The organism is Agromyces sp. SYSU T00194, assembly GCF_040496035.1.
In the GTDB taxonomy this organism is placed as follows: Bacteria; Actinomycetota; Actinomycetes; order Actinomycetales; family Microbacteriaceae; genus Agromyces; species Agromyces chitinivorans.
Window position 1 is genome coordinate 665,312 of sequence record NZ_JBEPJZ010000001.1, and the last position, 26,995, is coordinate 692,306.

Annotated in this window: 25 protein-coding genes; 6 read left to right on the top strand and 19 right to left on the bottom strand. The window is 71.7% G+C overall.

The features are described 5' to 3' along the window. Window positions 1–91 precede the first annotated feature (91 nt). Both ABZK10_RS03070 and ABZK10_RS03075 read right to left on the bottom strand, forming a co-directional pair. Complete coding sequence (locus ABZK10_RS03070) at window positions 92–1,108, bottom strand: LacI family DNA-binding transcriptional regulator (protein ID WP_353807716.1); 1,017 nt, start codon at window positions 1,106–1,108, stop codon at window positions 92–94. Window positions 1,109–1,178: 70 nt separating this feature from the next. Continuing rightward, window positions 1,179–2,567: a glutamine synthetase family protein gene (locus ABZK10_RS03075; RefSeq protein WP_353807717.1), complete on the bottom strand. Its 1,389-nt coding sequence runs from the start codon at window positions 2,565–2,567 to the stop codon at window positions 1,179–1,181. 175 nt (window positions 2,568–2,742) lie between these two features. On the opposite strand from ABZK10_RS03075, the gene glsA reads away from it, so the two are divergent. Continuing rightward, window positions 2,743–3,975, top strand: a complete 1,233-nt coding sequence (glsA, locus tag ABZK10_RS03080) for a glutaminase A (protein ID WP_353807718.1) — start codon at window positions 2,743–2,745, stop codon at window positions 3,973–3,975. Between the two features lie 21 nt (window positions 3,976–3,996). Here glsA and ABZK10_RS03085 read toward each other — a convergent pair whose 3' ends face one another. Continuing rightward, window positions 3,997–4,386 carry a DUF4190 domain-containing protein gene (locus ABZK10_RS03085; RefSeq protein ID WP_353807719.1) on the bottom strand — a complete coding sequence of 130 codons (390 nt, stop codon included), beginning with the start codon at window positions 4,384–4,386 and terminating at the stop codon, window positions 3,997–3,999. A 166-nt stretch (window positions 4,387–4,552) separates the two neighbouring features. On the opposite strand from ABZK10_RS03085, the gene ABZK10_RS03090 reads away from it, so the two are divergent. Then, a complete protein-coding gene (locus ABZK10_RS03090; protein ID WP_353807720.1) occupies window positions 4,553–6,451 on the top strand; it encodes a DUF2207 family protein in 1,899 nt (632 codons plus the stop codon). Between the two features lie 110 nt (window positions 6,452–6,561). On the opposite strand, the gene ABZK10_RS03095 is transcribed toward ABZK10_RS03090, so the two are convergent. Both ABZK10_RS03095 and ABZK10_RS03100 read right to left on the bottom strand, forming a co-directional pair. Then, entirely contained in the window at window positions 6,562–7,179 is a 618-nt protein-coding gene (locus tag ABZK10_RS03095; protein WP_353807721.1) for a TetR/AcrR family transcriptional regulator, read from the bottom strand. A gap of 82 nt (window positions 7,180–7,261) precedes the next feature. Next, the gene (locus ABZK10_RS03100; protein ID WP_353807722.1) at window positions 7,262–8,002 is read right to left on the bottom strand and encodes a glucose 1-dehydrogenase; all 741 of its coding nucleotides are present in this window, start codon (window positions 8,000–8,002) and stop codon (window positions 7,262–7,264) included. A gap of 171 nt (window positions 8,003–8,173) precedes the next feature. Here ABZK10_RS03100 and ABZK10_RS03105 point away from each other — a divergent pair, with 171 nt between their 5' ends. After that, window positions 8,174–8,605 (top strand): pyridoxamine 5'-phosphate oxidase family protein, encoded by a 432-nt coding sequence (locus ABZK10_RS03105; RefSeq protein WP_353807723.1) that lies wholly within the window; start codon window positions 8,174–8,176, stop codon window positions 8,603–8,605. Window positions 8,606–8,714: 109 nt separating this feature from the next. Here the strand turns inward: ABZK10_RS03105 and ABZK10_RS03110 are convergent, their stop codons facing one another. From ABZK10_RS03110 to ABZK10_RS03170, 13 genes are all read right to left on the bottom strand, one after another. After that, window positions 8,715–9,428 carry a riboflavin kinase gene (locus tag ABZK10_RS03110; protein WP_353807724.1) on the bottom strand — a complete coding sequence of 238 codons (714 nt, stop codon included), beginning with the start codon at window positions 9,426–9,428 and terminating at the stop codon, window positions 8,715–8,717. Beyond that, window positions 9,425–9,940, bottom strand: coding sequence for a flavin reductase family protein (locus tag ABZK10_RS03115; RefSeq protein ID WP_353807726.1), 516 nt, complete (start codon window positions 9,938–9,940; stop codon window positions 9,425–9,427). Before ABZK10_RS03115 ends, ABZK10_RS03110 begins: the two co-directional genes overlap by 4 nt. A gap of 24 nt (window positions 9,941–9,964) precedes the next feature. Next, window positions 9,965–10,483: an NADPH-dependent FMN reductase gene (locus ABZK10_RS03120; protein ID WP_353807727.1), complete on the bottom strand. Its 519-nt coding sequence runs from the start codon at window positions 10,481–10,483 to the stop codon at window positions 9,965–9,967. Between the two features lie 26 nt (window positions 10,484–10,509). Further along, window positions 10,510–11,019 carry a flavin reductase family protein gene (locus tag ABZK10_RS03125; RefSeq protein ID WP_353807728.1) on the bottom strand — a complete coding sequence of 170 codons (510 nt, stop codon included), beginning with the start codon at window positions 11,017–11,019 and terminating at the stop codon, window positions 10,510–10,512. 243 nt (window positions 11,020–11,262) lie between these two features. Continuing rightward, window positions 11,263–12,786, bottom strand: a complete 1,524-nt coding sequence (locus ABZK10_RS03130) for an MFS transporter (RefSeq protein ID WP_353807729.1) — start codon at window positions 12,784–12,786, stop codon at window positions 11,263–11,265. Then, on the bottom strand, window positions 12,783–13,559 hold the full coding sequence (locus ABZK10_RS03135; RefSeq protein ID WP_353807730.1) for a GntR family transcriptional regulator: 777 nt from the start codon (window positions 13,557–13,559) through the stop codon (window positions 12,783–12,785). Before ABZK10_RS03135 ends, ABZK10_RS03130 begins: the two co-directional genes overlap by 4 nt. 51 nt (window positions 13,560–13,610) lie before the next feature. Next, a complete protein-coding gene (locus tag ABZK10_RS03140) occupies window positions 13,611–14,939 on the bottom strand; it encodes an NtaA/DmoA family FMN-dependent monooxygenase (protein ID WP_353807731.1) in 1,329 nt (442 codons plus the stop codon). Window positions 14,940–14,942: 3 nt separating this feature from the next. Beyond that, window positions 14,943–16,247 (bottom strand): NtaA/DmoA family FMN-dependent monooxygenase, encoded by a 1,305-nt coding sequence (locus tag ABZK10_RS03145; protein WP_353807732.1) that lies wholly within the window; start codon window positions 16,245–16,247, stop codon window positions 14,943–14,945. An 84-nt stretch (window positions 16,248–16,331) separates the two neighbouring features. Continuing rightward, entirely contained in the window at window positions 16,332–17,996 is a 1,665-nt protein-coding gene (locus ABZK10_RS03150; RefSeq protein ID WP_353807733.1) for an ABC transporter substrate-binding protein, read from the bottom strand. A gap of 104 nt (window positions 17,997–18,100) precedes the next feature. Next, entirely contained in the window at window positions 18,101–18,976 is an 876-nt protein-coding gene (locus ABZK10_RS03155; protein WP_353807734.1) for an ABC transporter permease, read from the bottom strand. Next, a complete protein-coding gene (locus ABZK10_RS03160; protein ID WP_353807735.1) occupies window positions 18,976–20,013 on the bottom strand; it encodes an ABC transporter permease in 1,038 nt (345 codons plus the stop codon). The genes ABZK10_RS03155 and ABZK10_RS03160 overlap by 1 nt, the downstream gene beginning before the upstream one ends. Then, window positions 20,010–20,837 (bottom strand): ABC transporter ATP-binding protein, encoded by an 828-nt coding sequence (locus ABZK10_RS03165; RefSeq protein WP_353807736.1) that lies wholly within the window; start codon window positions 20,835–20,837, stop codon window positions 20,010–20,012. Before ABZK10_RS03165 ends, ABZK10_RS03160 begins: the two co-directional genes overlap by 4 nt. Beyond that, on the bottom strand, window positions 20,830–21,723 hold the full coding sequence (locus ABZK10_RS03170; protein WP_353807737.1) for an ABC transporter ATP-binding protein: 894 nt from the start codon (window positions 21,721–21,723) through the stop codon (window positions 20,830–20,832). The genes ABZK10_RS03165 and ABZK10_RS03170 overlap by 8 nt, the downstream gene beginning before the upstream one ends. A gap of 438 nt (window positions 21,724–22,161) precedes the next feature. Here ABZK10_RS03170 and ABZK10_RS03175 point away from each other — a divergent pair, with 438 nt between their 5' ends. Beyond that, the gene (locus ABZK10_RS03175) at window positions 22,162–23,772 is read left to right on the top strand and encodes a Na+/H+ antiporter NhaC family protein (protein ID WP_353807738.1); all 1,611 of its coding nucleotides are present in this window, start codon (window positions 22,162–22,164) and stop codon (window positions 23,770–23,772) included. 4 nt (window positions 23,773–23,776) lie between these two features. Here ABZK10_RS03175 and ABZK10_RS03180 read toward each other — a convergent pair whose 3' ends face one another. Further along, window positions 23,777–24,748: a PfkB family carbohydrate kinase gene (locus ABZK10_RS03180; RefSeq protein ID WP_353807739.1), complete on the bottom strand. Its 972-nt coding sequence runs from the start codon at window positions 24,746–24,748 to the stop codon at window positions 23,777–23,779. A gap of 143 nt (window positions 24,749–24,891) precedes the next feature. On the opposite strand from ABZK10_RS03180, the gene ABZK10_RS03185 reads away from it, so the two are divergent. Both ABZK10_RS03185 and ABZK10_RS03190 read left to right on the top strand, forming a co-directional pair. Next, window positions 24,892–25,812, top strand: coding sequence for a PLP-dependent cysteine synthase family protein (locus tag ABZK10_RS03185; protein WP_353807740.1), 921 nt, complete (start codon window positions 24,892–24,894; stop codon window positions 25,810–25,812). Window positions 25,813–25,935: 123 nt separating this feature from the next. Further along, window positions 25,936–26,976, top strand: a complete 1,041-nt coding sequence (locus ABZK10_RS03190) for an FUSC family protein (protein ID WP_353807741.1) — start codon at window positions 25,936–25,938, stop codon at window positions 26,974–26,976. The last annotated feature ends 19 nt before the right edge of the window (window positions 26,977–26,995 follow it).

The window sequence follows — 26,995 nt, forward strand, 5'->3', positions numbered from 1 at the left end:
CGGTAACTCCGTGCGAGAGGATTACCGGTAACGTAGATCGGGTTACCGGTAACCTAGCGCGCGCCCCCGACCGACGCAACCCTCGGCCGGCTCAGCCGACCAGCGCGGTCGACGCCCGGGCCACGAGGCGCCGGTCGGGATACGCCGGCACCGGCGCATCCGGCCGCTCGATCAGACCGATCAGGCTGCGGGCGGCGACGTGCCCCGCCTCGGTGAAGTCGATGTGCACGGTCGACAGCGGCGGCAGGAAGTAGGCCGCCTCGGGGATGTCGTCGATGCCCGCGACGCTGACGTCCTCGGGCACCCGGATGCCCTGCTCCGCCAGCGCGCGCAGCACGCCCAGCGCCATGCGGTCGTTCGCGACGAAGATCGCGGTGATGCCGCCGGTACGATCGACCGACCGAGCCGCGTCGAAGCCCGACGCCGCCGACCAGTCGCCTCGCCCGAGCACGAGCGGCGCGAGTCCCGCATCGGCCATGCGCTCCCGGTACACCGCCTCGCGATTGGTCGCCGAGTCCCAGCCCTCGGGGCCCGCGATGAAGCCGATCCGCGCGTGCCCGAGCTCGCGGAGGTGATCCATGACCAGCCCCGCCGCGATACTGCGGGTCGGACGTCCGTGCTCGGCGGCCACCTGGTCGCCGTTCACGTCGAGGAACACCGGCTTGCGGAACTTGACGCGCTCCAGGGCCTCGCGCACGTTCGCCGTGGGAGAGGTCGCGAGCACACCCGCCACGTCGGACGCGTTCAGCCCCTCGAGCGCGGCACTCAGCGTGTCGATGTCGCCGAGCGGGTCGACGTTCACGATCTCCAGCCGATAGCCGGCAGCCTCGGCGACCTCGTTCACGCCGCGCAGCACCTTGCTCGTGCTCGACTCGAACGTCTCGTAGCCGACGACGCCGATGCGCTTCTGCCGCGAGCGGGCGAGCTCGCGGGCACCCACGTTCGGCCGGTAGCCGAGCGCCTCGACGGCTGCGAAGATGCGCTCGCGTGTCTCGGGCCGGTAGGTGCCGATGTTCCGCAGCACGCGGGAGACCGTCTGGTGCGAGACGCCGGTGGCGGCCGCGACGTCGTAGATCGTGGCGGGACGGTCGGGATCCGGACGGGTCATACCAGCATCATGTCGTATCGTTCGCCGATCGTGTTACCGGTAATCCAACCAGCGGGCGAACGTCCCGGGCTCAGTAGCGCCAGCGCACGAGCTCCGCGACCGCCGCCGCGTCCAGCCCGCCGTACGCGTCCCACTCGTGCCGCCGCGACGCCACGTACGCGTCGAGCAGCGTCGTCCCGACCACGTCGTGGAAGAACGCGCTGCCCTCGAGCAGGTCGAGTGCGGTGCCGAGGTCGGCGGGGAGGCGACGGATGCCCCGGGCCTCCCGCTCGCCCTCGGGCAGCGTGCTCGGGTCGACGTGCACGGGCTCGGGCAGCCGGGCGCCGCGCGCGATGCCGTCGAGCGCCGACGCCAGCAGCGCCGCGACCGAGAGGTACGGGTTGGCGGCGGCATCCGCGCACTTGAACTCCAGGTTCGCCTGCGCGGCCTCGCGACCGGCCTGTCCCTCGACCACCCGCACGGCGGCCTCGCGATTGGCGGGGCCCCAGCACCGGTACGCGCCCGCCCAGTGGTTCGGGCGCAGCCGCTCGAACGACAGCACGCTGCCGCCGTGCAGCGCGAGCCCCTCCTCGAGCCGGTCGAGGATGCCGGCGATCATCATGCCCGCCTCGGGCGTGAAGCCGTGCGGCCCGTCGGGGTCGGCGCAGAGCGGGCGACCCTCGTGCGCGGCGGAGAGGTGCACGTGGCAGCCGTTCGTCGCGGCGCCCGCGACCGGCACGGGCGCGAACGAGACGAGCAGCCCGTGCTCCGCTGCGGTGCGGAGGATCACCAGGCGCGCGAGCACGGCGTCGTCGACCGCGCGCAGCGGGTCGCGCGGCGCGAGCGCGATCTCGACCTGCCCGTCGCCGAACTCCGGGTGCACCTGCTCGACGGGCACCCCGGCGGCGTCGAGCGCGGCCATCGCCTGGAGCAGCCAGGGCTCGAGGGCCAGCACCGCACGCGTCGAGTAGGCGGGCCCGTCATGGGCGAACTCGGGCACGACGCCCGGATGCTCCAACTCGCTCGGGTTGCGCAGTTCGCCCGGCACGGCCGGATCGGCCGACTCGCGGAACACGGTGAACTCCAGCTCGAACCCGACCCGGAATGCCAGCCCGTCCTCCTCGGCCGCCCGGACCACCCGCTTCAGCAGCGAGCGCTGGCAGGTCGGATGCTCCGAGCCGTCGAGCGCGCGCAGGTCGGCCGGCGCCCAGGCGAGGCCCGTCGCCGCGTCGAGCATCGCGAGCGCCGACAGGTCGGGGATGCCCTTGAGGTCGCCCACGATCGCATCGATCTCCGGCGTGGAGTTCAGGTGGTCGTCCACCGAGAAGAGCATGCCGACGCTGTTCGAGATGCTCACGCCGGTCTCGGCGGCCGAGGCGATGCGACGCCGCGGCAGCACCTTCACCCGCGAGACGCCCGCGTTGTCGACGTGCGTGACGAGCAGCGCGTGCACGCCGTCGGTGCTGGTCGCAGCGGACATCCGGCCCCCTCGTTCCCCGGTGCGGCGCGGCCGCACCGCACCGGCCGGTCGCGCTCCCCCAGTATCCACCCCCGTGCGCCGGGTGCACAGGGGCGGGTGGATGCCCCGGGCCGGGCGCGGATCCCGCCCGCCTCCGCCCCGGCGCGCGCGGACCTCCCCGCCGTATGCTGACCGCATGGCCGACGACGGGCAGGATGCGACCGAGCTGACCAACCCCGTGCACCGCACGCTGAGCGACGTGATGGAGGCGGCGCGCCCGCGCACCGACGGCGAGGTGGCGCGGTACATCCCCGAGTTGGCCGACGTCGACCCCGACCAGCTCGGCATCGCGCTCGTCAGCGCCCGCGGCACCGTGCACGAGGCCGGCGACAGCCGGGCCGAGTTCACCATCCAGTCGGTCTCGAAGCCGTTCGTATTCGCCCTCGCGCTCGACGCCATCGGGCTCGACGAGGTCACCCGCCACGTCGGCCTCGAGCCGAGCGGCGAGCCGTTCAACGCCATCAGCCTCGAGGCATCCGGCCGCCCCGACAACCCCATGATCAACGCGGGGGCGATCGTGGCGTCCTCGCTGATCCCGGGAAGGTCGACCGCCGAGAAGTTCGACGTGATCCGGAAGGGCCTCAGCCGGTTCGCCGCCCGCGGGCTGCACCTCGACGAGTCGGTGTACGCCTCCGAGGCCGAGACCGGCGACCGCAACCGCGCGCTCGCCTACCTGACGCACTCGGCCGGCACGCTCGCCGCATCCGTCGACGTCGCGACCGACACCTACTTCCGCCAGTGCTCGCTCGCCGTCACCGCGCGCGACCTCGCCATCATGGCCGCCACGCTCGCGACCGGCGGCGTCAACCCGGTCACGCGCGAGCGGGTGATCAGCGAGGACGCGGCGCGCTGGACGAGCGCGATGATGACCAGCTGCGGCATGTACGACTCCTCCGGCGAGTGGCTGCTGAAGGTGGGGCTGCCCGCCAAGAGCGGCGTCGGCGGCGGCATCGTCGCGCTCCAGCCCGAGCAGTTCGGCGTCGGCACGTTCAGCCCGCGCCTCGACGAGCGCGGCAACAGCGTGCGCGGCATCGCGATGCTCGAGACCCTGTCGACCCGCTACGGGCTGCACCTGCTCGCCGGCCGCGGCACGGCGCTCTCCCCGATCGGCGCACTCGACGCCGAGGACGGCACGACGATCGCGCGCCTGCGCGGCGACATCCGCTTCGCCGGCATGGAGGAGGTGCTCACGCGCCTGCTCCCCCTGGTGCACGACGACGGATGCCTCGTGTTCGACTTCTCCGGCGTCACCCGTGTGGCCCCCGGCGCCGGGCGCTTCTTCCGCACGGTGGTCGATGTCGCCGGCACGAACCCCGACGGCCGGGCGCGGGTGGAGATCCGCGACCCCGACGGCGTGCTCGGCGCCTGAGCGGTGCCGGCCGGCCGAGACCTACCAGGTCGTGCCGGCGCCGAAGAAGATCGATGCGAACGCGATGGTGCCGAGCACCAGCCCGATGATCGCCGGCACGAGGCCCCGCCCGCCGAGGCGGTTCGCCCGGGTGATGCCGACGACGCCGAACGCGATCGCCAGCACGTCGGGCACGAGCCCGAGGAACAGCCCGATGAACAGCGGGATCCAGGTCGTCAGCATGCCCCAGACACCAAGCACCAGCGCGGCGATCGCGATGCCGTTGCCGGGCGGCGCAGGCGGCGGCGTCGGATGCTCCCACGACGGCCGCGCCTCGTACGCGCCCCACGTGCTGCCGCTCCACCAGCGCATGCGACCGGTACCCGGTTCGGGGTACCAGCCCTCGGGCGGCCCGCCCGCCTGGTCCGTCATGCCGCTCCCACCCTCGCAGTGACCTTCACCTCCGATTCTGGCGGATCGCCGGCCGCGCGTCACCTCCCGCGACGGCTGCGCCGCGATGGTGGCCGCATCGATCACCCACGCGCGACTCGGTGCATCCACCGTCGCTCCCGTGGGCTCGGACTGCCAGACTCGAGGCATGCAGACCCGAGGCATCCGCTCGCCCCTCCGCATCTCGGTCGCCGCCGCCGCCGTCGCACTCGCACTCGGCCTTCTCGGCGGTGCGGCCACCGCCCCGGCCGCGACCGCCGACGTCGCGCACGGTGCCGCGACCGGCGTCGAGGACTTCACGTTCGACTCGTTCGGCGCCGACTACGCGCTGAGCCGCGACGCCGACGGCCACTCGGTGCTCGACGTGACCGAGACGATCGTGGCGCGGTTCCCCGACTTCGACCAGAACCGGGGCATCATCCGCAGCATCGTCGACCGCTACGACGGCGTCGACCTGCGCACCGAGCAGATCGTCGTCACCGACGAGAACGGCGCCCCGGTGTTCGCCGACGCCACCCGCGAGGGCGACTACATCGACCTCGCGCTCGGCACCGACGAGTTCGTGCGGGGCGTGCAGACGTACGTGATCAGCTATCGCCAGCACGATGTCGTGGCGAGCTTCGGTGACACCGACGCCGACGAGTTCTACTGGGACGTCAACGGCACGGGCTGGCCGCAGCCGTTCGGCACGGTCGCCATGCACCTCCAGGTCGACCAGCAGCTCATCCCCTCGCTGACCGGCGCGACCGCGTGCTACCGCGGCGTGCAGGGCTCCGACGTGCAGTGCGAGATGCAGGCGGATGCGGCGGCGGGCGTCTTCAGCGTGAGCGAGAGCGATCTCGGGCCGTACTCCGGCGTGACCGTGGCGATCGCGTTCGAGCGCGGCACGTTCGTGGTGCCCGAGCGGGCACGCGACTCGCTGTTCTTCACGTGGGTGCCGGGCGTCCTCGCGGTGCTCGTCCTCGTGGTGGTGATCATCATGCTCGTGGTGCGGCTGACGCGCTGGCGCGACCACCCGGGCCGCGGCATCATCGTGCCGGAGTACAGCCCGCCGAAGGGCGTCGATCCCATCCTCGGCGCGAACATCATCGGGCGTTCCGACCGCGGCCTGCAGGCGCAGATCCTGCGCCTCGCCCTCGACGACCGCATCCAGTTCGTCGAGACCACCGGCGAGTCCGGCTGGTTCGGACGCGAGTCGAAGGACCTGCACGCGGAGCTCCTCGAGGTGCCGACCGAGGTCGAGCCGCGCGACCTCAAGCTGCTGCTCGCGATGTTCCCCACCATGCAGCCCGGGGCGCGTCGCGCGATCGACAAGAAGATGCCGATCGCCGAGGCCCGGCGGCTCATGGCGGTCGACGACGGCGTGGTGCTCGAGACGCACCGGCTCGGCCTGCGCGCGCAGCCGGCGAGGGGCCCGATGGGGTGGCTGACCGCGATCGCCGTCATCTCGTCGATCCTGCTCTGGATCGTCTTCATCGTCGCCATGTTCTCCGAGGTCTTCAACATCTGGATCGTCGGCGGGTTCGTGGTCGGCGTGGTGGGGTTCATCTTCGCGCTCATGATCGCGTCGCGCCCGTCGCTGCTCACCGAGCGCGGGGCGGCGCTGCGCGACCACCTGCGCGGCCTGCGCGACTACATGCGGCTCGCCGAGCGCGACCGCATGCGCGTGCTGCAGGGCGTCGAGACCGCCGAGCGCCGGCCCATCGCCTCGTCCGCCGAGCGCGGGCGGGCGGCGGCGGCGGATGCCGCGGAGCGGGTGCACCTCTACGAGGACCTGCTCCCCTGGGCGCAGTTGTGGGGCATCGAGGACTCGTGGGCGCGCGAGCTCGACGCGCTCGTGCGCGAGGTCGACGACGACCGCCTGCGCTACCGCCACCACCACGTGCCCTACGGTGCGCTCATCGCGATGAACGTCGCGGGCTCGCACGCGCTGCAGTCCGCCGCGGCCGCGCGCGTCGCGGCGGCGTCGTCGAGCTCCAGCGGCGGCTCGGGAGGCGGCGGGTTCTCCGGCGGCGGCGGCGGAGGCGGGGGCGGCGGCGGCCGCTGAGGCCTCCCCGAGTTCCGAGACCCGTCAGGAACCTGCGCATCCCGCGCTGGGAACGCAGTCGATCGACGGGTCCCGACGCATCGCGACGGGTCCCGACGGGCGAGGACGGGTCAGTCGGTCGGGTGCGGCCACCACGACGGCAGCAGGGCGGTGAACCGCTCGGCCGCGGCCTCCAGGTCGTCCTCGTCGCCGACGGCCCAGGTCTCGATGGCACCGATGAGGCCGCCGGCGATGTACGCGGCCGCCTCCTCCTGCGCGCACCGCTCCTGCGGGGCACCCGGGACGTCGCGGGCGGCCCACACCTCGACCGCGAGCAGCGCCCGGTGGCGGATGCGCCCGTCGAGCACGGAGTGGAACAGCCAGCGCGAGCGCGAGGCGAGCAGCGCCCGGTACCCCGCGCGCTCGGAGACGACGTGCTCCAGCAGTCCGCGGAGCGACTCCTCGTACCGGACGGCGACCTGCTGCGGGTCACCCTCCGAGGGATCCACGTCGACCACCGAGATCGAGTCGAACTCGTAGCCGTACTGCTCGATCGCGAAGTCCTGCACGCTCTCGAAGTGGCCGTAGAAGGTCGTGCGGTGCACGCCCGCCTCGCGACAGAGGGCCGAGACGCTGATCTCGTCGATCGCGGTGGTCGCCAGGAGCCGCCGCAGCGCGTCGGCGAGCGCCGCGCGCGTGCGCTCGGCGCGGGGATCGAGGCGTGGTGCATCGGGCGCGCTCGTCGTCACGGGGGCCAGCCTAGCCGGAGGGGTTCCGCCGGATCCGCAGGGCGTGCACTGAGTTGTGCACCGCCCCGCGGCATCCGTCGCCTCAGTCCGCGTAGTGCGCGAGGCCGGCGGTCTCGCCGCCGTCGGCGACGAACTCGGCACCGGTCGAGAAGCTCGACTCGTCGCTGGCGAGGAACAGGATGAGGTTCGACAGCTCGATCGGCTCGCCCACGCGGTGCAGCGCGACGTGGCTCTGCGGGGTGTCCAGCTCCTCGGTCATCGGGGTGCGGATGACGCCCGGGTGCACGGAGTTCACGCGGATGTTGTAGCGACCGAGGTCGAGTGCGGCGTTCTTGGTGAGGCCGCGCACGCCGTACTTGGCGGCGTTGTAGCCCGGGAGTGCCTCGTAGCCCTGCAGGCCGGCGGTCGAGGAGACGTTGATGATGGAGCCGGCGCCCGACTCCTTCAGCGCGGGGATCGCCGCCTTGATGCCGTAGAAGACGCCGGTGAGGTTGATCTTCAGGATGAGGTCCCAGGCGTCGAGGGTGTAGTCCTCGATCGGGCCGAAGTTGGCGATGCCGGCGTTGTTCACGACGATGTCGAGCCGGCCGAAGGACTCGACCGCGGCGGCGACGGCCGCCTCCCACTGCGCGTAGTCGGTGACGTCCAGGTGCACGTAGCGCACCGCGTCGCCGAGCTCGGCCGCGAGCGCCTCGCCGTCCTCGTCGAGGATGTCGCCGATCACCACCTTCGCGCCCTCGTCGACGAGCAGGCGGGCGTGCGACGCCCCCATGCCCCGGGCTCCTCCGCTGATGAGTGCGACCTTTCCGCTGACGCGTGCCATTGACAGACCTTTCGGATCGAGGTTCCCGCGGGTCGGTCGACCCCGGGTGGCGGGGGTCGGCATCGCAGTGGGTGTCGACCTCGTCGTCACGCTCTAATCTACACCTGTCGTGTAGCACTGCGGCCGGGTCACGACCGTTGACACGACGGGCCAGCCTGCGAGGATGACCTCATGGACGATGCCACGACCCTCATGAGCGAACTGTCCGAGCAGGAGTGCTGGGTGCGACTGCGCAACAACGAGATGGGCCGGCTCGCCGTGAGCGTCGACGACCGACCCGACATCTTCCCGGTCAACTACCACGCCAGCGACCGCTCGATCCTGTTCCGCACCGCGGGCGGCACCAAGTTCGACGACGTCACCGCGAACCACGCCGTCGCCTTCGAGGTCGACCACTTCGACCAGGACGGCGGGTGGAGCATCGTCGTGCGCGGCACCGCGAAGCCGCTCACCACGCCCGGCGAGATCGCCGACGCGGAGGGCGCGCCGCTGAAGCCCTGGATCCCGACCGACAAGCCGCACTTCGTGCGCATCGACGTCGAGGTCGTCACCGGGCGCTCGGTCGTGTTCACGCTCGACCCGCGACACGAGGGCACGCTGTAGGCGCGGAGTCCCCCGCACCCGTCGCACGCATGCGGCCGGGGAGGCAGGTGGCGCCACGCTGCGCTCCGTCCGCCGCCCCGGCCGGCCTGTGCGGCAGGGGGAGGTCCGCTCAGGCGCCCTCGGCCATCTCGGCGAGGTCCCCGACGGTCGGGTACGACCAACGGAGCAGGCCGACGGGCACGCCCGCCCGCTCCGAGACGGCCTCGTGCGTGAGGCATCCGTCGTGCTTCGCCTGCCGCGCGGCCTCCGCGATGGCGTCTCGCCGCCGCTCACGTCGGGCCGCGATCGCGCCCGCGGTGTCGCGCACCGGCCGACGCTCCGAGGCACCCCACTCACCACGCCGCGGCCGGTCCCCCGGCTGGCCGACCCGCTCGGCCTTCGCCCAGCGCGCCGTGGCGGCGACGTCCCGGTCGAGCTGGCGGACCAGTTCCTCCGACGAGCGGAAGCGACGCTGCGGGCGCAGGTGCTTGCGCAGGGTCACGATGATCTGCGTGCCGTAGAGGCTCTCGGAGAAGTCGAGCAGGTACGCCTCGAGCAGGCGCACCCCGCTGCGCCCGTAGTAGGTGGGCCGGTGCCCGATCGAGACCGCCGACGCGAACCGCCGGCCGCCCTCGACCACAACGTCGGCCGCCCACACGCCGTCGCGGATGCGCAGGCCGGTCGGCAGCACGAGGTTCGCGGTCGGGAAGCCGAGGGTGCGCCCGCGCTGGTCGCCCGGCACCACGGTGCCCGCGACGACGGGCTCGTCACGGTCGAGGTCGATGATGGCGTACTGCTCGGCGACCGGCCGCAGGCGCGGCACGGCGATCTCGGTGTCGGTCATGCGTCCACGCCCCTCAGGTGTCGGTAGGTGCCCTTGTAGAACAGCAGCGGCTCGCGCGTGTGCCACTCGGCCGGGCTCATCGCGTTGACCCGCCCGATGACGATGTAGTGGTCGCCGGCCTCGTGCTCGGCCCAGAGGTCGCAGTCGAGCCACATCAGCGAGTCCGCGATGAGCGGGTTGCCCGCCTCGCTCGGCGTCCACTCGATGCCGGCCCACTTGTCGGTGCCCTTCCGGGCGAACTGGCTCGACACGGCGTCCTGGTCGTGGGCCAGCACGTTCACCGCGAACCGGCCCGCGTCGCGGATCGCCGGGTAGGTGGTCGACGTCGTCATGACGCTGAACGACACGAGCGGCGGCTCCATCGAGACGCTGTAGAACGACTGGCAGGTGAAGCCGGTCGGCGCCCCGTCGGCCATGCCGCTGATCACGGTGATGCCGGAGGCGTAGTGGCCGAGCGTGTCGCGGAAGTCGCGCGGGTCGAAGCCCGCCTCGGGTGCGATGTCCATGGTCATGTGCGTCTCCTCGGTTCGGTCTCGTCAGGCGTCCGCGGCCACGGCCCGGATCGCGCCGGCGGTCGCGGTGACGGATGCCCCCCAGCGGGCGAGCCACTCGTCGAGGGCGCCCTCCTCGGCGTAGTGCTTGTCCGAGAGGTAGAGGCCCTGCGTCGGCGTCGTGGCGCCGAGCTCGACGAGCACGGGCTTCAGGAGCAGCTCCGGCGCCATGAAGTGGGCGGGACCCGCACCGAGCATCAGCGGGATCGCCGTCACCCCGGCCATCCCGTCGCCCGTTTCGAACTGGTCGAGGAACAGCTTCAGGATGCCGCTGTACGTCGCCTTGAACGTCGGCGACGCGATCACCACCAGGTCGCTCGATTTCACGGTGGCGACCGCGTCGCCGACGGCCTGATCACCCCAGCCCATCAGGCCGGGGCCGAGCGTGACGAGGTCGATCTCGTTCCAGCGCTCGGCGAATGCCCGCGCGACCACGCGCCCGGCATCGAGGGTTCGGGAGTCGGCCTTCGGGTTGCCGGCCACGACGATCACGTTCAGGGTCATACGGTGCTCCTTGGAGGTCGACGTCGTCAGGCGGCGGCGTTCGTGGCGGACAGCAGCGATCGGAAGGCGCGACCGTGGTAGACGAGGGGCTCGGTGTCGTCGGTCACCGCGAGGTCGTGCACGTCGAGCACGACGAGGTCGTGGTCGCCCGACGGGATCTCCGCCCGCACCGAGCACTCGAGCGTCAGCACCGCGCCGTCGAGCGTGAGGGCGCCGTCGGTGCCGGGCGTGAGGGCCAGTCCGGCGAAGCGGTCGCGCGAGCGCGACGCGAGCTGCATGCACGCCGCCTCGTGGCCCTGCGCGAGCACCGAGACGCCGAGTCGGCCGGCACGGCGCAGCACCGGCCACGTGCGCGAGCCGCGCTGCGCGGAGAACAGCACCTGCGGCGGTTCGAACGAGATCCCCACGGTGAACGAGGTCGAGACGAAGCCGACGGGCTCGCCGTCGACGACGGCGGTGATCGCCGCGATCCCCGAGGGGAAGGCGCCGAAGGCCGACTCGACCATGGGCCGTTCGGTGATCGGGATGGTGCGCATGTGCGGTTCCCCCTCGTGTGTCGTGCGATCGATGACGCGGTGTCGTGCGTTGACTCGATTGAACCCGGCGGCGATTTCCCCCGGGTGACTCCTGCATTGCGCCTGCTTTGCGCCGTTCCGGAAACATTCCGACGTCGGGTCAGGTGCGGCGAATAGTCGTTTGAACTGGGTTTTCTCTGATCTCAGGAACGACCCGGTGACATTCCGGACCGATTCCGCCGTCCCTCGCGACCATCCGCCGCGTCATGCGCCGTGCTCGCAGCGGGCGGCGTCGGGCTCCTCGACCTGCGACCGGAGGTGGATCGCCGGCATCGCCAGCACGGCTCCGAACGCGGGCACGACGGCGACCGCGGAGACCGCGAACAGCACGGGCATCCCGTGCAGGTACGCGTCGGCCTCGCTCGCGCCGTCGGCCATGAACGCGCCGACGACCGCCGTCAGCACGGCGCCGAGCGCGACGAGGCCCACCGTGCCGCCGAGTACGAAGAGCATCAGCACCGTCGCCCCCATCGACCCGGCCTGGTCCTGCCGTCCCGACACCTGCGAGGCGAGGATCAGGTTCTGCGTCATCGCCCCGAGTCCGCAGGCCAGCAGCACCGTGCCCGCGATGGTGAACGGCACCGGAGCGAGGTTCACGCCCGCGAGCACGGCGTTGCCGGCCACGAGCGCGATGCTCCCGAACAGGAGCACGGGTCGCAGCTTCGCCGTGCGGCTCATGAAGCGGCCCACCGCGAACCCGGTCACCACGGTCGCGATCGCCATCGGCACGAGCATCGTGCCCGAGATCGCGGGTTGCAGGCCCAGCCCGAACTGCAGGTACTGGCTGATGAAGACGGAGCCGCTGAACATGACGCTGCCGGCGGCGAACGCAGCGATGAAGATCGTGGACGTGCGCCGCCTGGCGAACAGGCGGATCGGCAGGACCGGGTCCGACGCCCGGAGCTCGACGATGACCAACGCGACGGTCGCGATCAGCCCGAGGCATCCGCTCACCCCCACCAGCCATGGATGGCTCGCGGCGTCCGGGGCGGCGGAGACCGCGATGAGCAGCGCGGTGATCGCCGTGGGCAGCAGGATCATGCCGGCGAAGTCGGCGGGGCGCGGCTCGACCGGCCGCCGGGCGACCTTCAGCGTCGCGGCGATCACGATCATCGACGTGATCGCGAACGGCACGCTGAGCAGGAAGCACCAGCGCCAGCCGAGCCAGGAGGTCTGCACGATGATGCCGCCGATGACGGGCCCGGTCAGGGTCGCCGTCGTCTGGGCCGTGGCCATGAAGGCGTTCACGCGGCCGCGCTGCCGCGGAGCCACCAGCCCGGCGAGCGTCGCGGCGGTCGAGGTGAGGATGCCGCCGAGCCCGATGCCCTGCAGTGCGCGGGCCGCGATCAGGACGGGCGTGTTCGGCGCGATGCCGGCGAGCAGCGACCCGACGAGGAAGAATGCGAGGCCGGCCTGCACGACGCGCTTGGCCTCGATGCGATCGGCGAGCCGGCCCCAGATGGAGGCGGTCGCGGTGTTGCCGAGGATGGTCGCGGCGACGATCCAGGTCGACTCGCCGGGCGAGCCGTCGAGGCTCGTCAGGATCGACGGCAGGGCGGTCGCGACGATGGTCCCGCTCAGGCCGGCCACGAACTGCGCGATGACGAGACCCGCGATCGGCGCGATGACGGGGCGCAGCGACTCCTCCCGGGGACGTGCCTCGCCGACCGGGCGACGACCTCGCCTCCGCAGGCGGCGCATCCGTCCGGATGCGATGTCCCGGCTCATGCGTCGCCGCGTTCGACGGGTTCGTAGATGCCGTCGTGGCGGAAGTAGGTGCGCGCCGCTGCGTAGTAGACGTACTGGAGCTCGCGCGGCGTGCCCGTGTCGTCGATCAGCTGCTTCTCGCTGAGCAGGAGTGCTGCGCCCGGCGGGAGGTCGAGCATGCGGGTCGTGGCCTCGTCGCCCTGGATCGCCTCGATCGCGGTCGTGCTCCGCGACAGCGGCCGGCCGAAGTGGGCACGGAACGACGACGGCAGGTCGGCGCCGTCCTCGAGCACGAACGGCCGTCGCGGCTCGACCTCGGGCGCCCAGTAGCAGGTCTCGACGCAGTACGGCCGGCCGTTCTGGATCAGGAAGTACTCGGCCATGCGCACGGGCGAGCGCGGGTCGAGGTGCAGCTGCTGGCAGACGACGGGGGACCCCGGGACGACGCCCTCGAACAGCACCTGCACCTCGAACCCGAGCGTGGACCCCTGCGGAGTGCCGATCTCCACGCCCTCGAACAGTTCGAGCGCGGTCGTGCCCACCCGCGGCGAGCGGGTGACGAGCCCGTCCTGGGCGAGCTGCACGAGCGCCCCGCGGACGGCCGCACGGGTGGCGTTCAGCTGGGTCCCGAGGTCGGACTCCACGAGCGGATCGCCGCGCCGCACGAGCTTGGTGCGGATGGCCGTGCGGAGCAGGGCGTACACGCGACGCGCCTGGTTCTGCTTCGTGCCGCTCGAACGCGACGCGACGGCCCGGCGATACGCGGAGCGCGCGGCGAGCGATTCGTCTTCCATCAGCATGCCTTCCTCGATTCCCTGGTTCGGTGGACGGATGTCCCGTGCGCCTCAGAACTCCGCGAGGTGCTCGGTGAGCGTCGACCCCGAGTACTCGGTGCGCGCGAGGCCCGCGCGCTGCAGCTCGGGAACGAGCCCGTCGATGACCTCGTCGACGTAGCGCATGGTGAGCTGCCCGCTGCCGGAGTAGAAGAGGTAGCCGTCGCCGGTCGTCGACTCGAGCACCTCCCCCATCCGCTCGGCCACGGTCTCGGGCGCGCCCACCAGCTCCACCGACTCGGTGGTGTCGTCCGCGAGCGCCTCACGGAAGGTCTTGCCCGCGTTCATGCGCACGAACGTGTCGGTCACGCTCTGGCCGCGCGCGTCCAGCTCGGGGAGGGGCTCGTCCAGCGGGTATGCGGAGTAGTCCGTCTCGCCCCCCGACATCAGCGACAGCCGCTGCCGCACCCGCTCGTCGACCCGCGCGCGGTCCGCCTCGCGGCGACGCTGGGCGTCGGCATCCGTGTCGCCCAGCGTCGGCGAGACGAGGAAGAGGATCTTGCACTCCTCGGGATCGCGGCCCGCCGCCTCCATCTCCCGCCGCACGTCGTCGCAGTACTTCCGCATGTAGTCCTCGCCCTTCGGGAGGGCGACGATCGTCGAGGCGTACTTGGCGGCGAAGCGGATGCCCCGCGGCGACCCGCCCGCCTGGCAGATGACCGGCCGGTACTGCGGGCTCGGGATGGTGTTGAGCGGGCCGCGGCTGCGGTGGTACTGCCCGTCGTAGTCGACGGTGTGCACCTTGCTCGCCTCGATGTACCGGTCGGCCTCGCGGTCCTGGATGACCGCGTCGCGTTCCCACGACTCCCAGAGCTTCACGACCAGCTCGACGAACTCGTCGGCCATGTCGTAGCGAAGGTCGTGCGCCGACGCCGAGTCCTTCAGCGCGTCATCGGCGATGCCGAAGTTCGCGAGCGCCTGGTTCGGCGCGCCGGTGACCACGTTCAGTCCGATGCGGCCGCGGCTCAGGTGGTCGAGCGTCGAGATCAGGCGTGCGAGCAGGTACGGCGGGTAGAAGGTCGTGTTCGCGGTCGCGATCACGCCCAGGTGCCGGGTCTCCCGGGTGATGGCCGCGGCGAGCGGCATCGGGTCGTGCTTCGGGGCACGGGACATCTGCGCGAGCTCGAGCTCGAAGTCCCCGCCGTACGTGTTCGACACGTAGCTCGAGTCCTCGAGCAGCAGGTAGTCGAGCCGGCCCTCCTCGAGGCGTCGGGCGACGTTGATGTGGAAGTCGCCCGACGCCCAGGTGTCCGCGGCCCGCCCCGACCAGGTGCGGTTCCACGACGGCGGCAGGAAGTTGGTGAACCAGCCGAGGTGCATGCGTGGTGCGGATGCGGTCACGTGTCAGAACTCCATGAGGTTGTCGCGCAGGTGCGCGTGGTTGTAGGAGGTGCGGGTGCGGCCGAGCTGCTGGAGCGCGCCGACGAGCCCGTCGGTGATCTCGGTGATGCCCCGGCGCGAGCCGCCCGCCGCGATGAGGAAGCCGTCGCCGCCCACCTCGTCGAACACGCGGCTCATCTCGGCGGCCACCTTCTCGGGCGTGCCGACGAACGTCGGGTCGGTGTAGCGGATCGCCCACTTGCCGGCCGCCTCGCGCGGGGTCTTGCCGAGCTTCAGGAACTTCTCGAGCGTCGTGCGGTGGCCGTTGGTGGTGAGCTCGGGGAACGGCTTGTCCGCGTCGATCTGCGTGAAGTCGATCTCGGTGAGCGCACCCATGTGGCCGAGCGCCACGTCGACGCCGGCCTGCGTCGGGTGCAGCATGGCCTCCCAGCGCTCCTGCGCCTCCGCCTCGGTGTTGCCGAGCACGGGCGTGGTGATGAACATGACCTTGCAGCTGTCGGGGTCGCGGCCGAGGTCGATCATGCGACGGCGGATGTCGTCGCGGAACTCGCGCATGTCGTCGATGCCCTGCGCCGCGCTGATGATGGTGTCGGCGTGGGCGGCGGCGAACTGGCGACCGCGGGGCGAGCCGCCCGCCTGGCAGTACACCGGCCGGCCCTGGGGCGGGCGCGGCACGTTCAGCGGCCCGCGCACCTTGTAGTACTGGCCGACGTGGTCGATCGGGCGCACCTTGGTGTGGTCGACGTACGTGCCGGTCGCGCGGTCCATGACCACCGCGTCGGCGTCCCACGACGACCAGAGCTTCTCGACGACCTCGACGAACTCGTCAGCCATCTCGTAGCGGGTGTCGTGCTCGTAGAGCTTGTCGAGGTTGAAGTTCTGCGCGGCGCGGTCCTCGCTCGAGGTCACGATGTTCCAGCCGGCGCGCCCCTGGCTGATGTGGTCGATCGTGGCGATCGCACGGGCGAGGAGGAACGGCGGGTAGAACGAGGTGGAGGCGGTGGAGATGATGCCGATGTGCTCGGTCGCCTTGGCCAGCACCGGGGCGATGCTGAGCGGGTCGCCCTTCGGGGCGTAGAGCGAGTGCTTGAGGTCGACCTCCATCGACCCGCCGTAGCCGTCGGCGACCATCGAGGAGTCCTCGAGCATTGCGAAGTCGAAGCCCGCCCGCTCCATGGAGCGCACCCAGTCGATGTGGTAATCGCCGTTCATCCACTCGCGGGCCTCGGACTCGAGGACCCACGGGCTGGTCCAGGCCGTCGAGCGGCTGAAGTTCATGAACCAGCCGAGGTGCATCTTCTTTACCATTGGTGTTACTTCCTGTCTCTTCAGTGCGTGATGGATCGGGAGTGGACGGGTGGGCGACGTGGCAGCGTCGCCCACCCGTCGTCGTCACTCCCCTGGGGTGACCGCGGACCAGTCGATCGTGCTGTCGGTGCGGTACTGCGCACCGCTCAGCTCGGAGGCGACGGCCCAGTTGGCCATCGGCCGCGCGATGAACACGTACGGCGCCTCGGTGAGCAGGATCTCCTCGGCCTCGGCCCAGGCTGCGCCGGCCTCATCGGTGGTGGGCTCGCCCGCCTCGATCGCGGCGTCGACCGCCGCGTAGAAGTCGGGGTTCTCCCAACGCGCGTAGTTGGTCGTCGCTCCCTCACCCGTGAACAGGCTGATCTCGTACGACGGCGCCTGGACGATCGCACCGTCGCGCTGCAGCACGGCCTGGTACTCCGACTCGGCACGACCCGACGAGAACGCCGCGATCGGCAGCTCCTCGAGGGTGATGTCGAATCCGGCCTCGGCGGCAGCGCTCTGGATCTGGATCGCGGCGTCGGCCACGTCGGGGGTGCCCGACGCGTACGTCAGCGTGAACGCGACCTCGTCCAGGCCCGCCTCGTCGAGGAGCGCGAGCGCCTGCTCGGGGTCGTACTCGTAGGTCGGCAGGCCCTCGTCGGTGTAGCCCGGCAGCGTCTTGTCGAGGATGCCGTGGTCGACGGTCGCGCGCCCGGCGTAGACCGTGTCGACGATCTGCTCGTACGGCACGGCGTAGGCGAACGCCTGGCGGACGAGCTCCTCGTCGAAAGGCGCCTTGTCGGTCATGAGCGGCGCCATGAGCAGCCCGTTCGACCAGGAACCGCTCGGCACGGCCACGTTCGGGTCGTCCGACAGGTCGACCGACTCCGACGCGCGCAGCGCCATGGCGGCCTGCACCTCGCCCGTGGCGAGCGCGGTGGCACGAGTGGCCGGGTCGGCGATCGCCCGGAAGGTGATCTTCTCGATCGCCGGGGTGCCACCCCACCAGTTCGGGTTCGCGACCATCACGAACTCGGTGTCGCCCGAGACGCTGTCGACCATGTAGGGACCGAAGCCGTAGTTCGAGTCCCAGTTCGTGTCCGACCACGCGACGGCGTACGGGTCGTCATCGGTCGCGTGCTCCTGGAGCAGCACCGAGTCGAAGATGCCGCCCGTGCTGTTCGCGAGCAGCGACAGCAGTGTGAAGCCGTAGCCCGCCTCCTCGATGGTGAAGGTCACCGTGTGGTCGTCCACCTTCTGGATCTGGGTGGCGGGGTCGGTGAGGATCGGACGGTTCACGAACTGCACCGAGCTGGTCGGGGTCGCGAACTTGCGCTCGTAGGTCCAGAGCACGTCGTCGGCGGTCAGCGGATTGCCCGCCGCGCTCACGGCGTCCTCGCGCAGGTGGAACGTGTAGACGAGGCCGTCGTCGCTGACCTCGTACGACTCGGCCAGGTCGCCCTCGAACGAGGAGACGTCCTGGAGCATCGTCACGCCGTCATCGCTCGGGATGTACGCGTTCTTCACGAGGAAGCCCTGCGACAGCGTGAGGTAGTCGTACTTCGACGTCGCGAAGTTGCCGGAGTCGTGCGCCCAGGAGGTCGGGATGCCTGCGGCGGCGACCACGATCGAGGACATCTCCTCGCCCTCGTCGGACGCCTCGGTGCCGCCGGCGGCGCAACCGCCCAGGACGAGTGCGGTGGTCGCCGCGATCGCGGCGAGTGCGGTGCGGATCCCGCGTCGGTTGGAGCTGTGGTGTGGTTTCACGGTGCTGCCTTTCTCGGGTGTGCGTGATGGATTTCGGGCAGGGTGGTGCGTTCGGGGGGTCGGTGAACGGACGCCGATACGGCGGAGGGTGGGGGCGGGGCGTGTCAGCTGCGGAGTCGGCGCACGGCCGCCCCTCCCGCGACGGCGACCGAGACGATCGCCGCGCCCAGGAAGATGGCCGGGAAGACCGCCGACCACCACCGGCCGGAGATGAGGTCGGATGTCCCGCGGGAGACCATCGAGCCCCACTCCGGTGTCGGCGGCGCGATGCCGACGCCGAGGAAGCCGAGCGCCGCGGCGATCGCCACCGCGACGCCGAAGACCACCGACATGTTCTCCACCGCGGGGACCGCGGCGTTCGGCAGCACGTGCCGCAGGCTCAGCCGAGCCTCGCGCATGCCGCCGATGCGTGCGGCGTCGAGGTAGGCCTCACCCCGGATCCGCAGGGTCTCCGCGCGGGTGAGGCGGGCGGGGCCCGGGATCAGCACGATGGTCAGCACGATGCTGAGCGAGAGCTCGGTGGCGCCGAACATCGCGACGATGACCATGGCGATCACGATCAGCGGCACCGCGTCGGCCAGGTCGAGCACGCGGGACATGCCGCGTGCGACCAGTCCCCGCACGCCGCCGTGCGACTCGCCCATGCCGGCGAACATCCCGATCAGGATGCCGATCACCGTGGCTCCGAGCGTGACCACCGTGGCGATCAGCACGTCGACCCGTGCGGCGGCGACGGTACGGGAGAACACGTCCATGCCGGCCGAGTCGGTGCCGAACCAGAAGGTGCCGTTCGGCGCGATCGCGGCGCCGCCGACCACGCGCTCCGGGTCGTACGGCGTGAGGTAGGGACCGAAGATCGCGAGCAGCGCGAGCAGCGCGGCGGGAACGAAGACGAGGTACGTCGACCAGCGGGGCATCGGGCGGGCCGCGGTGGCCGCGACGGCCGCGTCCCCTGCGGGTCCTGCGAGTCGGAGGGTCATCAGGCCACCACCATTCCGGGTCGGCGTCGGGGGTCGAGGAGCATGTTCACGACGTCGACCAGGAGGTAGACGACGAGCGAGACGGCTGCGGTGAGCACCAGGAAGCCCTGCAGCACCGGGAAGTCGTTGGCGTTGATGGACGCCACGGCGTACTGCCCGACCCCGCCCAGGCTGAACAGCTGGTCGAGCACGACCGATCCGCCCAGGAGGCCGCCGAAGAGCATCCCGCAGATCACCACGGCAGGCGGCGCCGCACGCCGCATGAGGCTCGCGATGACCATGCCGCGCGAGGCGCCGGTCGAGATCCGGAACCGCGTCGACGGCGCGTCCACCGCCTCGTCGAGCGAGATGATCAGGATCTTCATGATGAGCGGCGAGTAGCCGAGCGCCAGCACGAGCACGGGCAGTCCGAGGTGCGCGAGGATCGACCCGGTGATCTCCCAGTCGCCCACCAGCGCGGAGTCGATCAGCGAGAAGCCGGTGATCGGCTCGGGAAGTGTCTGGATCGCGCCGACCAGCCCCACCGGCGGCGGCGCGATGCGCAGCAGCACGTAGAAGAGGAAGATCGACACGACGCCGAGCACGAAGTCGGGGATCGCCCCGGCGGTGCGCGCGTAGACCCGGATCCCACGCCCCACGATGCTCGTCGGCGCCACCGCGGCGAGGTAGCTGCCGAGGAACGCGACGGCGATCGTGACGACGAGTCCGACGACCGTCAACTGGAGGGTGATCGGGAAGCGGAGCATCAGCTCGTCGAAGACCGGCTTCCCCGAGGTGATGGACGTGCCGAGGTCGAACTGCGCGAGACCCGCGAGGTAGCGCCCGAACTGCTCGAGCAGCGACCCGTCGAGCCCGAGCGCCGCCTCGACCCGCGCGTAGTCCTCCTCGGTGGGCGAGCCGTCGCGCAGGAAGTTCTGCACGGGGTCGCCCGGCATGAGCCGGACCAGGAAGAACGCGAGCAGGGCGAACACGAGGATGTGGAGGGGCAGCACGAGGATCCGGGTGATCCACCAGCGCTGGCGGCCGAGGGCGTTCACGCGGGCACCACCGTCTCCTCGAGGGCGTCGTCGAGCCGGTAGGCGTCGATCAGCGAGCGCGTGTAGTCGTCGGCGGGGTCGTGGACGACCTGCGCCGTCGGCCCGCTCTCGACCACGCGACCGTGGTGCATGACGCTCATCCGCGAGCAGATGAACGCGGTCGCGGGGAGGCCGTGGGAGACGAAGACGATGGCCGCGTCATGTTCCGCGATGTACTGCTTCAGCAGGTTCAGGATCGCCCCCTGCACGCTGACGTCGAGCGCGGATACGACCTCGTCGCAGACAATCACGCGCGGCCGCACGATCAGCGCGCGGGCGATGGCGAAGCGCTGGCGCTGGCCGCCCGACACCCGATGCGGCTTGCGATCGGCGAGTGCCGGGTCGAGCTGGAGCGATGCCAGCACGTCGTCGAAGGCCTCGTCGAGCTCTCGCCCGCCCAGCCCGTAGAGGGTGCGCAGCGGCGACTGCACGGAGTCGCGAAGCGAGCGCCGCGGGTCGAAGGACGAGCTCGTGTCCTGCGGCACGTACTGCACCGTGCGCCGGAACTCGAGGGCACGGCTGCGCTCCGCGAGCCAGTCGTGCACCGGGGCGCCGTTCAGGAGGACCGTTCCCGAGGTCGGCTGGTCGAGCCCGACGAGCATGCGCGAGAGCGTGCTCTTGCCCGACCCCGACTCCCCGACGATGCCGAGGGAGGTCGACGGGCCGATGGTCAGGTCGACGCCGTCGACGGCGACGTGGCGGTGCCGCCGCGAACCGAAGACGCGTCGCGCGTCGTCGACGCGGAGCTCGGTGAACGGCCGGCGGCCGATGGCGGTCTCAGGCAACGCGGGCCTCCGCTTCCCGAGCGGCGACGTTCGTCGCGAGCGCCATGCCGTCGATGGTCGGCAGCAGGTCGGCGTCGTGGTTGTCGAGGCTGGGCACGCACTCGACGAGTGCGCGCGTGTACGGGTGCGAGGCGTCCATCAGCCGGTCGGCGGGGATGTCCTCGACGACGCAGCCCTGGTACATGACGATCACCCGGTCGGCGAACGACTGGCAGAGGCGGATGTCGTGGGTGACGATCAGCACGGCCGCGCCGGTCGTGGACGCCAGCTCGATCATCAGCCGCATCATCTCCACCGAGCGCGACGCGTCGAGCGCCGAGGTGGGCTCGTCGGCGATCAGCAGCCGCGGGCGGCCGCAGAGCGCGATCGCGAGCATGACCCGCTGGCGCATGCCGCCCGAGAGCTCGTAGGGGCGGCTGCGCATCACCCGGTCCACGTCGTGGAGCCCGACCCGGCGCAGCCAGGCCTCCGCCTCACGCCGCCGCGCCTTCCCGCGCAGCTTGAGCTGGTTGCCGAGCACGGCCTCGAGCTGGCTGCCCACGGTCCAGACCGCGTCGAGCGAGGTCATCGCGTCCTGGAACATCATCGCGATGCCGGGTGTCTGACGCGGGATGCGCGAGGTCCTCCGGCGCAGCAGGTCGCGGTCCTCGAAACGGAGGGTCGATGCCGACACGTGGGAGCCGGGCTCGGTCACGAAGCCGCCGATCGCAGCGCAGGTGGTGCTCTTGCCCGAGCCGGACTCGCCGACGATCGCCACGCGCTCGCCGGCGCGGACCTCGACATCGGCTCGCGTGACCGCCTGCACGGCCCCGGACTCGAAGGTGACGCCGAGGTCGCGGACCTCGAGCAGCGGACGGACGTCGTTCGTGGATGGTACGTCGAGCACGTTGCATCCTTTCGTTCGTCAGCGTCGCTCCCGCCGGCGACGGACGAGGACACTGCTTCGGCGTTGAGGGAGGTGTGATCGAGTGTCCGGGCGCTTTGTTTCTGCTTCCGACGGCCGGAGTTAACTCGGGGTTACGCGAAAAACCGCTGTTCCGGGCCCCGAACGCGCCGTGGCGGCGTCCTGCCGGATCCGCGCCTCATCAACAGGTGAAGGCGAATTCCGCCGCGCACCGGGCAGATTGCGCCGAGATCGCACCGTGTTACGCCGTCCGAAACATGGCGTCGACGGGCGGATTTCGGCACTGTCCTGTCATGCTTCACTTCATTCCGCTATTAGCGAACGTCGGATGTTTGGAGCACCGACGCCCGCCCGTCCACCGATCGTTGACGCCCGCCGCGCAGCCCTCCTAGGGTCGGGGGAACACGGGAGGGGGACCCGATGCTCGAGACGGCGCCCTGGCTGACGCTGCTGCCACCGGTCATCGCGATCGTGCTGGCGATCTGGACGAAGAAGGTGATGCTGAGCCTCGGGGCCGGCGTCGTCGCGGCCGCGCTGCTGGTCGCCGAGCTGAACGTGCTCGAGACCCTGCGGCTGGTCTGGACGGCGTTCGCGGAGATCTTCTGGGTCGACGGCGGGGTGAACACCTGGTACGTCTACATCCTCGTGTTCACGCTGCTGCTCGGCGTGATCGCCGCGTTCATCATGATGTCGGGCGGCACGAAGGCGTTCGCCGACTGGGCGGTGGAGCGCATCCGGACCCGCCGCGGCGGCATGTTCCTGCCGGCCATCCTCGGCATCGTCATCTTCATCGACGACTACTTCAACGCGCTCGCCGTCGGCCAGATCAGCCGGCCGGTGACCGACGAGCACCGCATCTCCCGGGCGAAGCTCGCCTACATCGTCGACTCCACGTCGGCGCCGGTCGCGGTGCTCGCCCCGTTCTCGAGCTGGGGCGCGTACATCATGGGCATCCTCGCCCCCATCGTCGCCGCGTCGACGCTCACGCTCAGCAGCGTGCAGGCGTTCCTCGGCGCGGCCGCGGCCAACTACTACGCGATCGCCGCGGCGGTGCTGGTGTGGCTCGTCATCGTCTTCCGCGCCGACCTCGGGCCGATGCGCCGCGAGGAGCGTCGGGCCATCGTGGAGGGCCGCCCCTATGCGGAGGGCGAGGTCGTGCCGGGCCACCTCAGCGAGGACCTGCCCGTGCACGAGCCCGGCGCGAAGCGCGCGCTCGTCGTGCCGTTCGTCGCCCTCGTGGTCGGCGTCTTCACCGGTATCGTCTGGACCGGCGTGAGCGCGGCCGGCTCGTGGGACCCGGTCGAGATCCTCGCCTCGACCGACACCAGCGCCGCCCTGATCTTCGGCGGCGTGCTCGGCATCGCCGCCGCGCTGTACTACTACTTCCGCTACACCACCGCGAACCCGAAGTTCGCGTGGAACACCTTCGGGCGCGGCTGGTGGGAGGGCATCAAGTCGATGCTGCCCGCCGTGGGAATCCTGATCCTGGCATGGATGCTCGGTGGGCTGATCGACGCGCTCGGCACGGGCGTCTTCCTCGGCGAACTGGTCGAGGCGTCGAACCTGCCGCCGGCCTGGCTCATCCCGATCGTCTTCGTCCTGGCCGCGGCGATGGCCTTCTCGACGGGCACCTCGTGGGGCTCGTTCGGCCTGCTGCTGCCGATCGCGGGCGGCATCGTCAACGCCGTGGACGCCCCGGAGCTGCTGCTGCCCATGCTGGGCGCGGTCCTCGCCGGCGCGGTCGCGGGCGACCACAGCTCCCCGATCTCGGACACCACGATCCTCTCCGCCACGGGTGCCGGGTCGAACGTGATCACGCACGTCGTGACGCAGCTCCCGTTCGTCGGCATCGCGGGGGCATCCGCCGTGATCGGCTACGTCGTGCTCGCCGCGACCGACCTCGTCTGGCTCGGCCTCGTCGTGACGCTCGCGGTGCTCGCCGGTGCGGTCCTGCTCGTCCGGCTGGCGAGGCCGCCCGTAGAGGTCGCCGCCGAGCAGGAGATCGCCGAGGCATCCGCCCCCGCCGGCTGACCGGTCACCAGGGGCTGGTGCAGGCCGCCGCGTCGAGGCATTCGCGCACGGTCGCGGCGTCGAGCGCGTGGTCCAGCTCCCGCGCGGTCGGGAGGTCGGCACCCACCCGCGAGACGGTGATCGACGCGGCCGTCGCGGCGCGCCGGCCGAGCCGGGCGAGCGCGTCGTGGTCGAGCGCCGCCGGCGCCGCATCGGCGGCCAGCACCCCGGCGATGAGCGCCGCCATGAAGGTGTCGCCCGCGCCCACCGTGTCGCGCACGTCGACGGCGACGGCGGGCACCACGGCGGATGCCTCCGAGTTGGCCACGACCGCGCCGTCACCGCCGAGCGTGACGGCCACGAGCCCGGCCCCGCGCCCGAGCAGCTCGGCCACGACCACGTCGACGTGGCGGCCCGGGTAGAGCCACTCGGCGTCCTCGTCGCTCAGCTTGACCACGTCGCAGCCCGCCGCGAGCGCCTCGACCTCGGCGCGCACCGCGTCGGGCTCGCCGAGCAGCGCGGGGCGGATGTTCGGGTCGAACGTCACGAGGGCGCTCCCTCGCGCGGCGGAGACGGCGGCCCGCACGTGCGCGGCGCCCGGCTCCAGGAACGCGGCGATCGAGCCGGTGTGCACCACCGACTCGCCCGCGAGCTCCGGGGCCCCGGGCAGCTCCCACGCGATGTCGAAGTCGTAGTGCGCCGACCCGTCGGCGGCGATGCTCGCCCGCGCGACCGCGGTGCGCTCGAGGCACCACGAGGCCGGGTCGATGACGACGCCGGACGCGGTGAGCCGTTCGGCGATCGCCTCGCCGAAGTCGTCCCTGGCGAGCGCCGTCGCGAGCCGCGGCACGACCCCCAGTCGGGCCAGGCCGAGCGCCACGTTCGCGGGGGATCCGCCCGGGGCATCGGTCTCCGCGCCGTCGGCGTCGATGACGACGTCCATGATCGACTCGCCGATGACGAGCACCTCGGCCGCTCGCGTCTGGGTCTCAGGCATCGTTCACCCTTCTCGGGCTCCGCTGGACCCGGGTCCCGGGCTCCATCGCCCGTGGATTCAGCACTCGTCGATGAGCCTACCCGCGGTAGCCTTCCCGCAACGGACAGGTCCGGCGGACGGGGGCGACCATGGCTGGCGGCGGCATGACCGGTGGACTCGCGGCGATCGGCGACACCCCGCTGGTGCAACTCGGGCACGTGGTGCCCGACGGCGCGGCCGAGGTCTGGGTGAAGCTGGAGGGCGCCAACCCGACGGCCTCGCACAAGGACCGCATGGCGGTCTCCGTGCTGACCGCGGCACTCGAGCGCGGCGACGTCTCGCCGGGCGACACGGTCGTCGAGTACACGGGCGGCTCGACCGGCACCTCGCTGGCCTTCGTCGCGGGCGTGCTCGGCCTGCGCTTCACCGCGGTGTTCTCCGACGCGTTCTCCGACAGCAAGCGGCAGGCGATGGAGGCGTTCGGCGCGAGGGTGCTGGTCGAGCCGAGCCACGGCGGCGGCATCACCCCGGCGCTCAAGGACCGGATGGAGGCGCGGGCCCGTGCGCTCGCCGACGAGCCGGGCGCGTACTACGCCGACCAGTTCGGCTCCCCCGACGTGCCGCGCGGCTACCGCCCGATCGGCGAGGAGATCGCCGCGCAGCTGGGCGGCGCACCGGACGCGTTCTGCATGGCCGTCGGCACGGGCGGCACGCTCATGGGCGCGCTCGCCGGGTTCCGGGCATCCGGTGCCGACCCCGCCGTGGTCGCGGTCGAGCCCGCCGAGTCGCCGCTGCTCACGACGGGGGTGTCGGGTTCGCACCACGTGGAGGGCATCGCGGTCACGCTGCATCCGCCGTTCCTCGACCGGTCGGTGCTGCGCGAGGTGCGCGCGATCGAGCAGGAGCGGGGGTTCGAGATGTGCCGCACCCTCGCCCGCACCGAGGGAGTCTTCGGCGGCGGCTCGACGGGGCTCAACGTGTGCGCGGCGATCGACGTCGCCGTCGAACTCGGCCCCGGCCACCGGGTGGTGACGATCGCGTGCGACTCCGGGCTCAAGTACCTCGGCGGGCCCATCTACTCCTGAGCACGGCGCTCCTCCTGAGCACGGCCCTCCTCCTGAGCACGGCGCTCCTCCTGAGCACGGCGGGCGGATGCGGCTGGGCCGGCGCCGCCCGCTCCCCGGCGCACCGCGCGCTAGCGTGGAGCCATGCGCTTCGCCGGCGGGTTCCGCGCGACCAGGCGGCTGCCGCTGCTGCAGGTGGCCAAGTCGATCGCGGCCACGATCACGGCCTGGCTCGTCGGCGGCTGGCTGTTCCCCGGCGTGCTGCCGATCTTCGCGGCGATCGCCGCGCTGCTCGTCGTGCAGCCGAGCGTGAACCAGTCGCTCGGCAAGGGCATCGAGCGCAGCGTCGGCGTGATCGTCGGCGTGATCCTCGCGTCGGTGATCGGGCTCCTGCTCGGTTCCGCGTCCTGGGTCGTGCTGCTCGCGATCGTCGTCGCGAGCCTCACCTCGTGGGGGCTGCGCCTGACCTCCGGCACGTCGAACCAGGTCGCGATCAGCGCCATGCTCGTGCTCGCCCTCGGGCAGGCGACGCCGCAGTACGCGCTCGACCGGGTGCTCGAGACCGTGCTGGGGGCGTTCATCGGCATCGTCGTCAACGCGCTCATCGTGCCGCCCGTGCTCGTCGAACCGGCGCGTCGCGCGGTCGTCGACCTGGGCCTCGAGGTCGCCGCGTCGATGGACCGCCTCGCCGCCGGGCTCGCCACCCCGCAGTCGCCGGCCGACGTCTCGGGGGTCATGATCGAGGCCCGGCTGCTGCGCCCGATGACGGATGCCGCGCACGAGGCGCTCGAGGACGCCCGCGAGTCGCTCGCCCTGAACCCGCGCCGGCAGTCGCACCGGCGTGAGCTCGAGCACCTCGAGGCGCTCGTGGAGCGGCTGCGCCCGATCACCACGCAGCTGATCGGCATGACGCGCGCGTTCCACGACCACTACGACGCGTCGCTCCACGACGAGCCGTCGGTGCGTTCCATCCGCGACGAGCTCGAACGCGCCGCGCACGACGTGCGCCTGCTCGTGCGGCCCGCCGAGCGGGAGCCCGAGCCCATGACGACCGAGATGCCGGTGCTCACCGCGCCGCTGTCGCTCGCGCCGCCGCGCTCGACGCACTGGGTGCTCATCGGCTCGCTCATGGAGGACCTGCGGCGCATCCACGAGGGGATCGTCGGCGAGGACCCCGCAGGCTGAGCCTGCGGACCGTCGCTCA

Bases quoted from the DNA above. Each gene is read 5' to 3' on its own strand.
- ABZK10_RS03130 (WP_353807729.1), bottom strand. From the start codon at position 12,786: ATGAGCCGGGACATCGCATCCGGACGGATGCGCCGCCTGCGGAGGCGA.
- ABZK10_RS03115 (WP_353807726.1), bottom strand. From the start codon at position 9,940: ATGACCATGGACATCGCACCCGAGGCGGGCTTCGACCCGCGCGACTTC.
- ABZK10_RS03125 (WP_353807728.1), bottom strand. From the start codon at position 11,019: ATGCGCACCATCCCGATCACCGAACGGCCCATGGTCGAGTCGGCCTTC.
- glsA (WP_353807718.1), top strand. From the start codon at position 2,743: ATGGCCGACGACGGGCAGGATGCGACCGAGCTGACCAACCCCGTGCAC.
- ABZK10_RS03175 (WP_353807738.1), top strand. From the start codon at position 22,162: ATGCTCGAGACGGCGCCCTGGCTGACGCTGCTGCCACCGGTCATCGCG.
- ABZK10_RS03180 (WP_353807739.1), bottom strand. From the start codon at position 24,748: ATGCCTGAGACCCAGACGCGAGCGGCCGAGGTGCTCGTCATCGGCGAG.
- ABZK10_RS03120 (WP_353807727.1), bottom strand. From the start codon at position 10,483: ATGACCCTGAACGTGATCGTCGTGGCCGGCAACCCGAAGGCCGACTCC.
- ABZK10_RS03155 (WP_353807734.1), bottom strand. From the start codon at position 18,976: ATGACCCTCCGACTCGCAGGACCCGCAGGGGACGCGGCCGTCGCGGCC.
- ABZK10_RS03135 (WP_353807730.1), bottom strand. From the start codon at position 13,559: ATGGAAGACGAATCGCTCGCCGCGCGCTCCGCGTATCGCCGGGCCGTC.
- ABZK10_RS03190 (WP_353807741.1), top strand. From the start codon at position 25,936: ATGCGCTTCGCCGGCGGGTTCCGCGCGACCAGGCGGCTGCCGCTGCTG.
- ABZK10_RS03090 (WP_353807720.1), top strand. From the start codon at position 4,553: ATGCAGACCCGAGGCATCCGCTCGCCCCTCCGCATCTCGGTCGCCGCC.
- ABZK10_RS03100 (WP_353807722.1), bottom strand. From the start codon at position 8,002: ATGGCACGCGTCAGCGGAAAGGTCGCACTCATCAGCGGAGGAGCCCGG.
- ABZK10_RS03105 (WP_353807723.1), top strand. From the start codon at position 8,174: ATGGACGATGCCACGACCCTCATGAGCGAACTGTCCGAGCAGGAGTGC.
- ABZK10_RS03070 (WP_353807716.1), bottom strand. From the start codon at position 1,108: ATGACCCGTCCGGATCCCGACCGTCCCGCCACGATCTACGACGTCGCG.
- ABZK10_RS03075 (WP_353807717.1), bottom strand. From the start codon at position 2,567: ATGTCCGCTGCGACCAGCACCGACGGCGTGCACGCGCTGCTCGTCACG.
- ABZK10_RS03110 (WP_353807724.1), bottom strand. From the start codon at position 9,428: ATGACCGACACCGAGATCGCCGTGCCGCGCCTGCGGCCGGTCGCCGAG.
- ABZK10_RS03145 (WP_353807732.1), bottom strand. From the start codon at position 16,247: ATGGTAAAGAAGATGCACCTCGGCTGGTTCATGAACTTCAGCCGCTCG.
- ABZK10_RS03185 (WP_353807740.1), top strand. From the start codon at position 24,892: ATGACCGGTGGACTCGCGGCGATCGGCGACACCCCGCTGGTGCAACTC.
- ABZK10_RS03085 (WP_353807719.1), bottom strand. From the start codon at position 4,386: ATGACGGACCAGGCGGGCGGGCCGCCCGAGGGCTGGTACCCCGAACCG.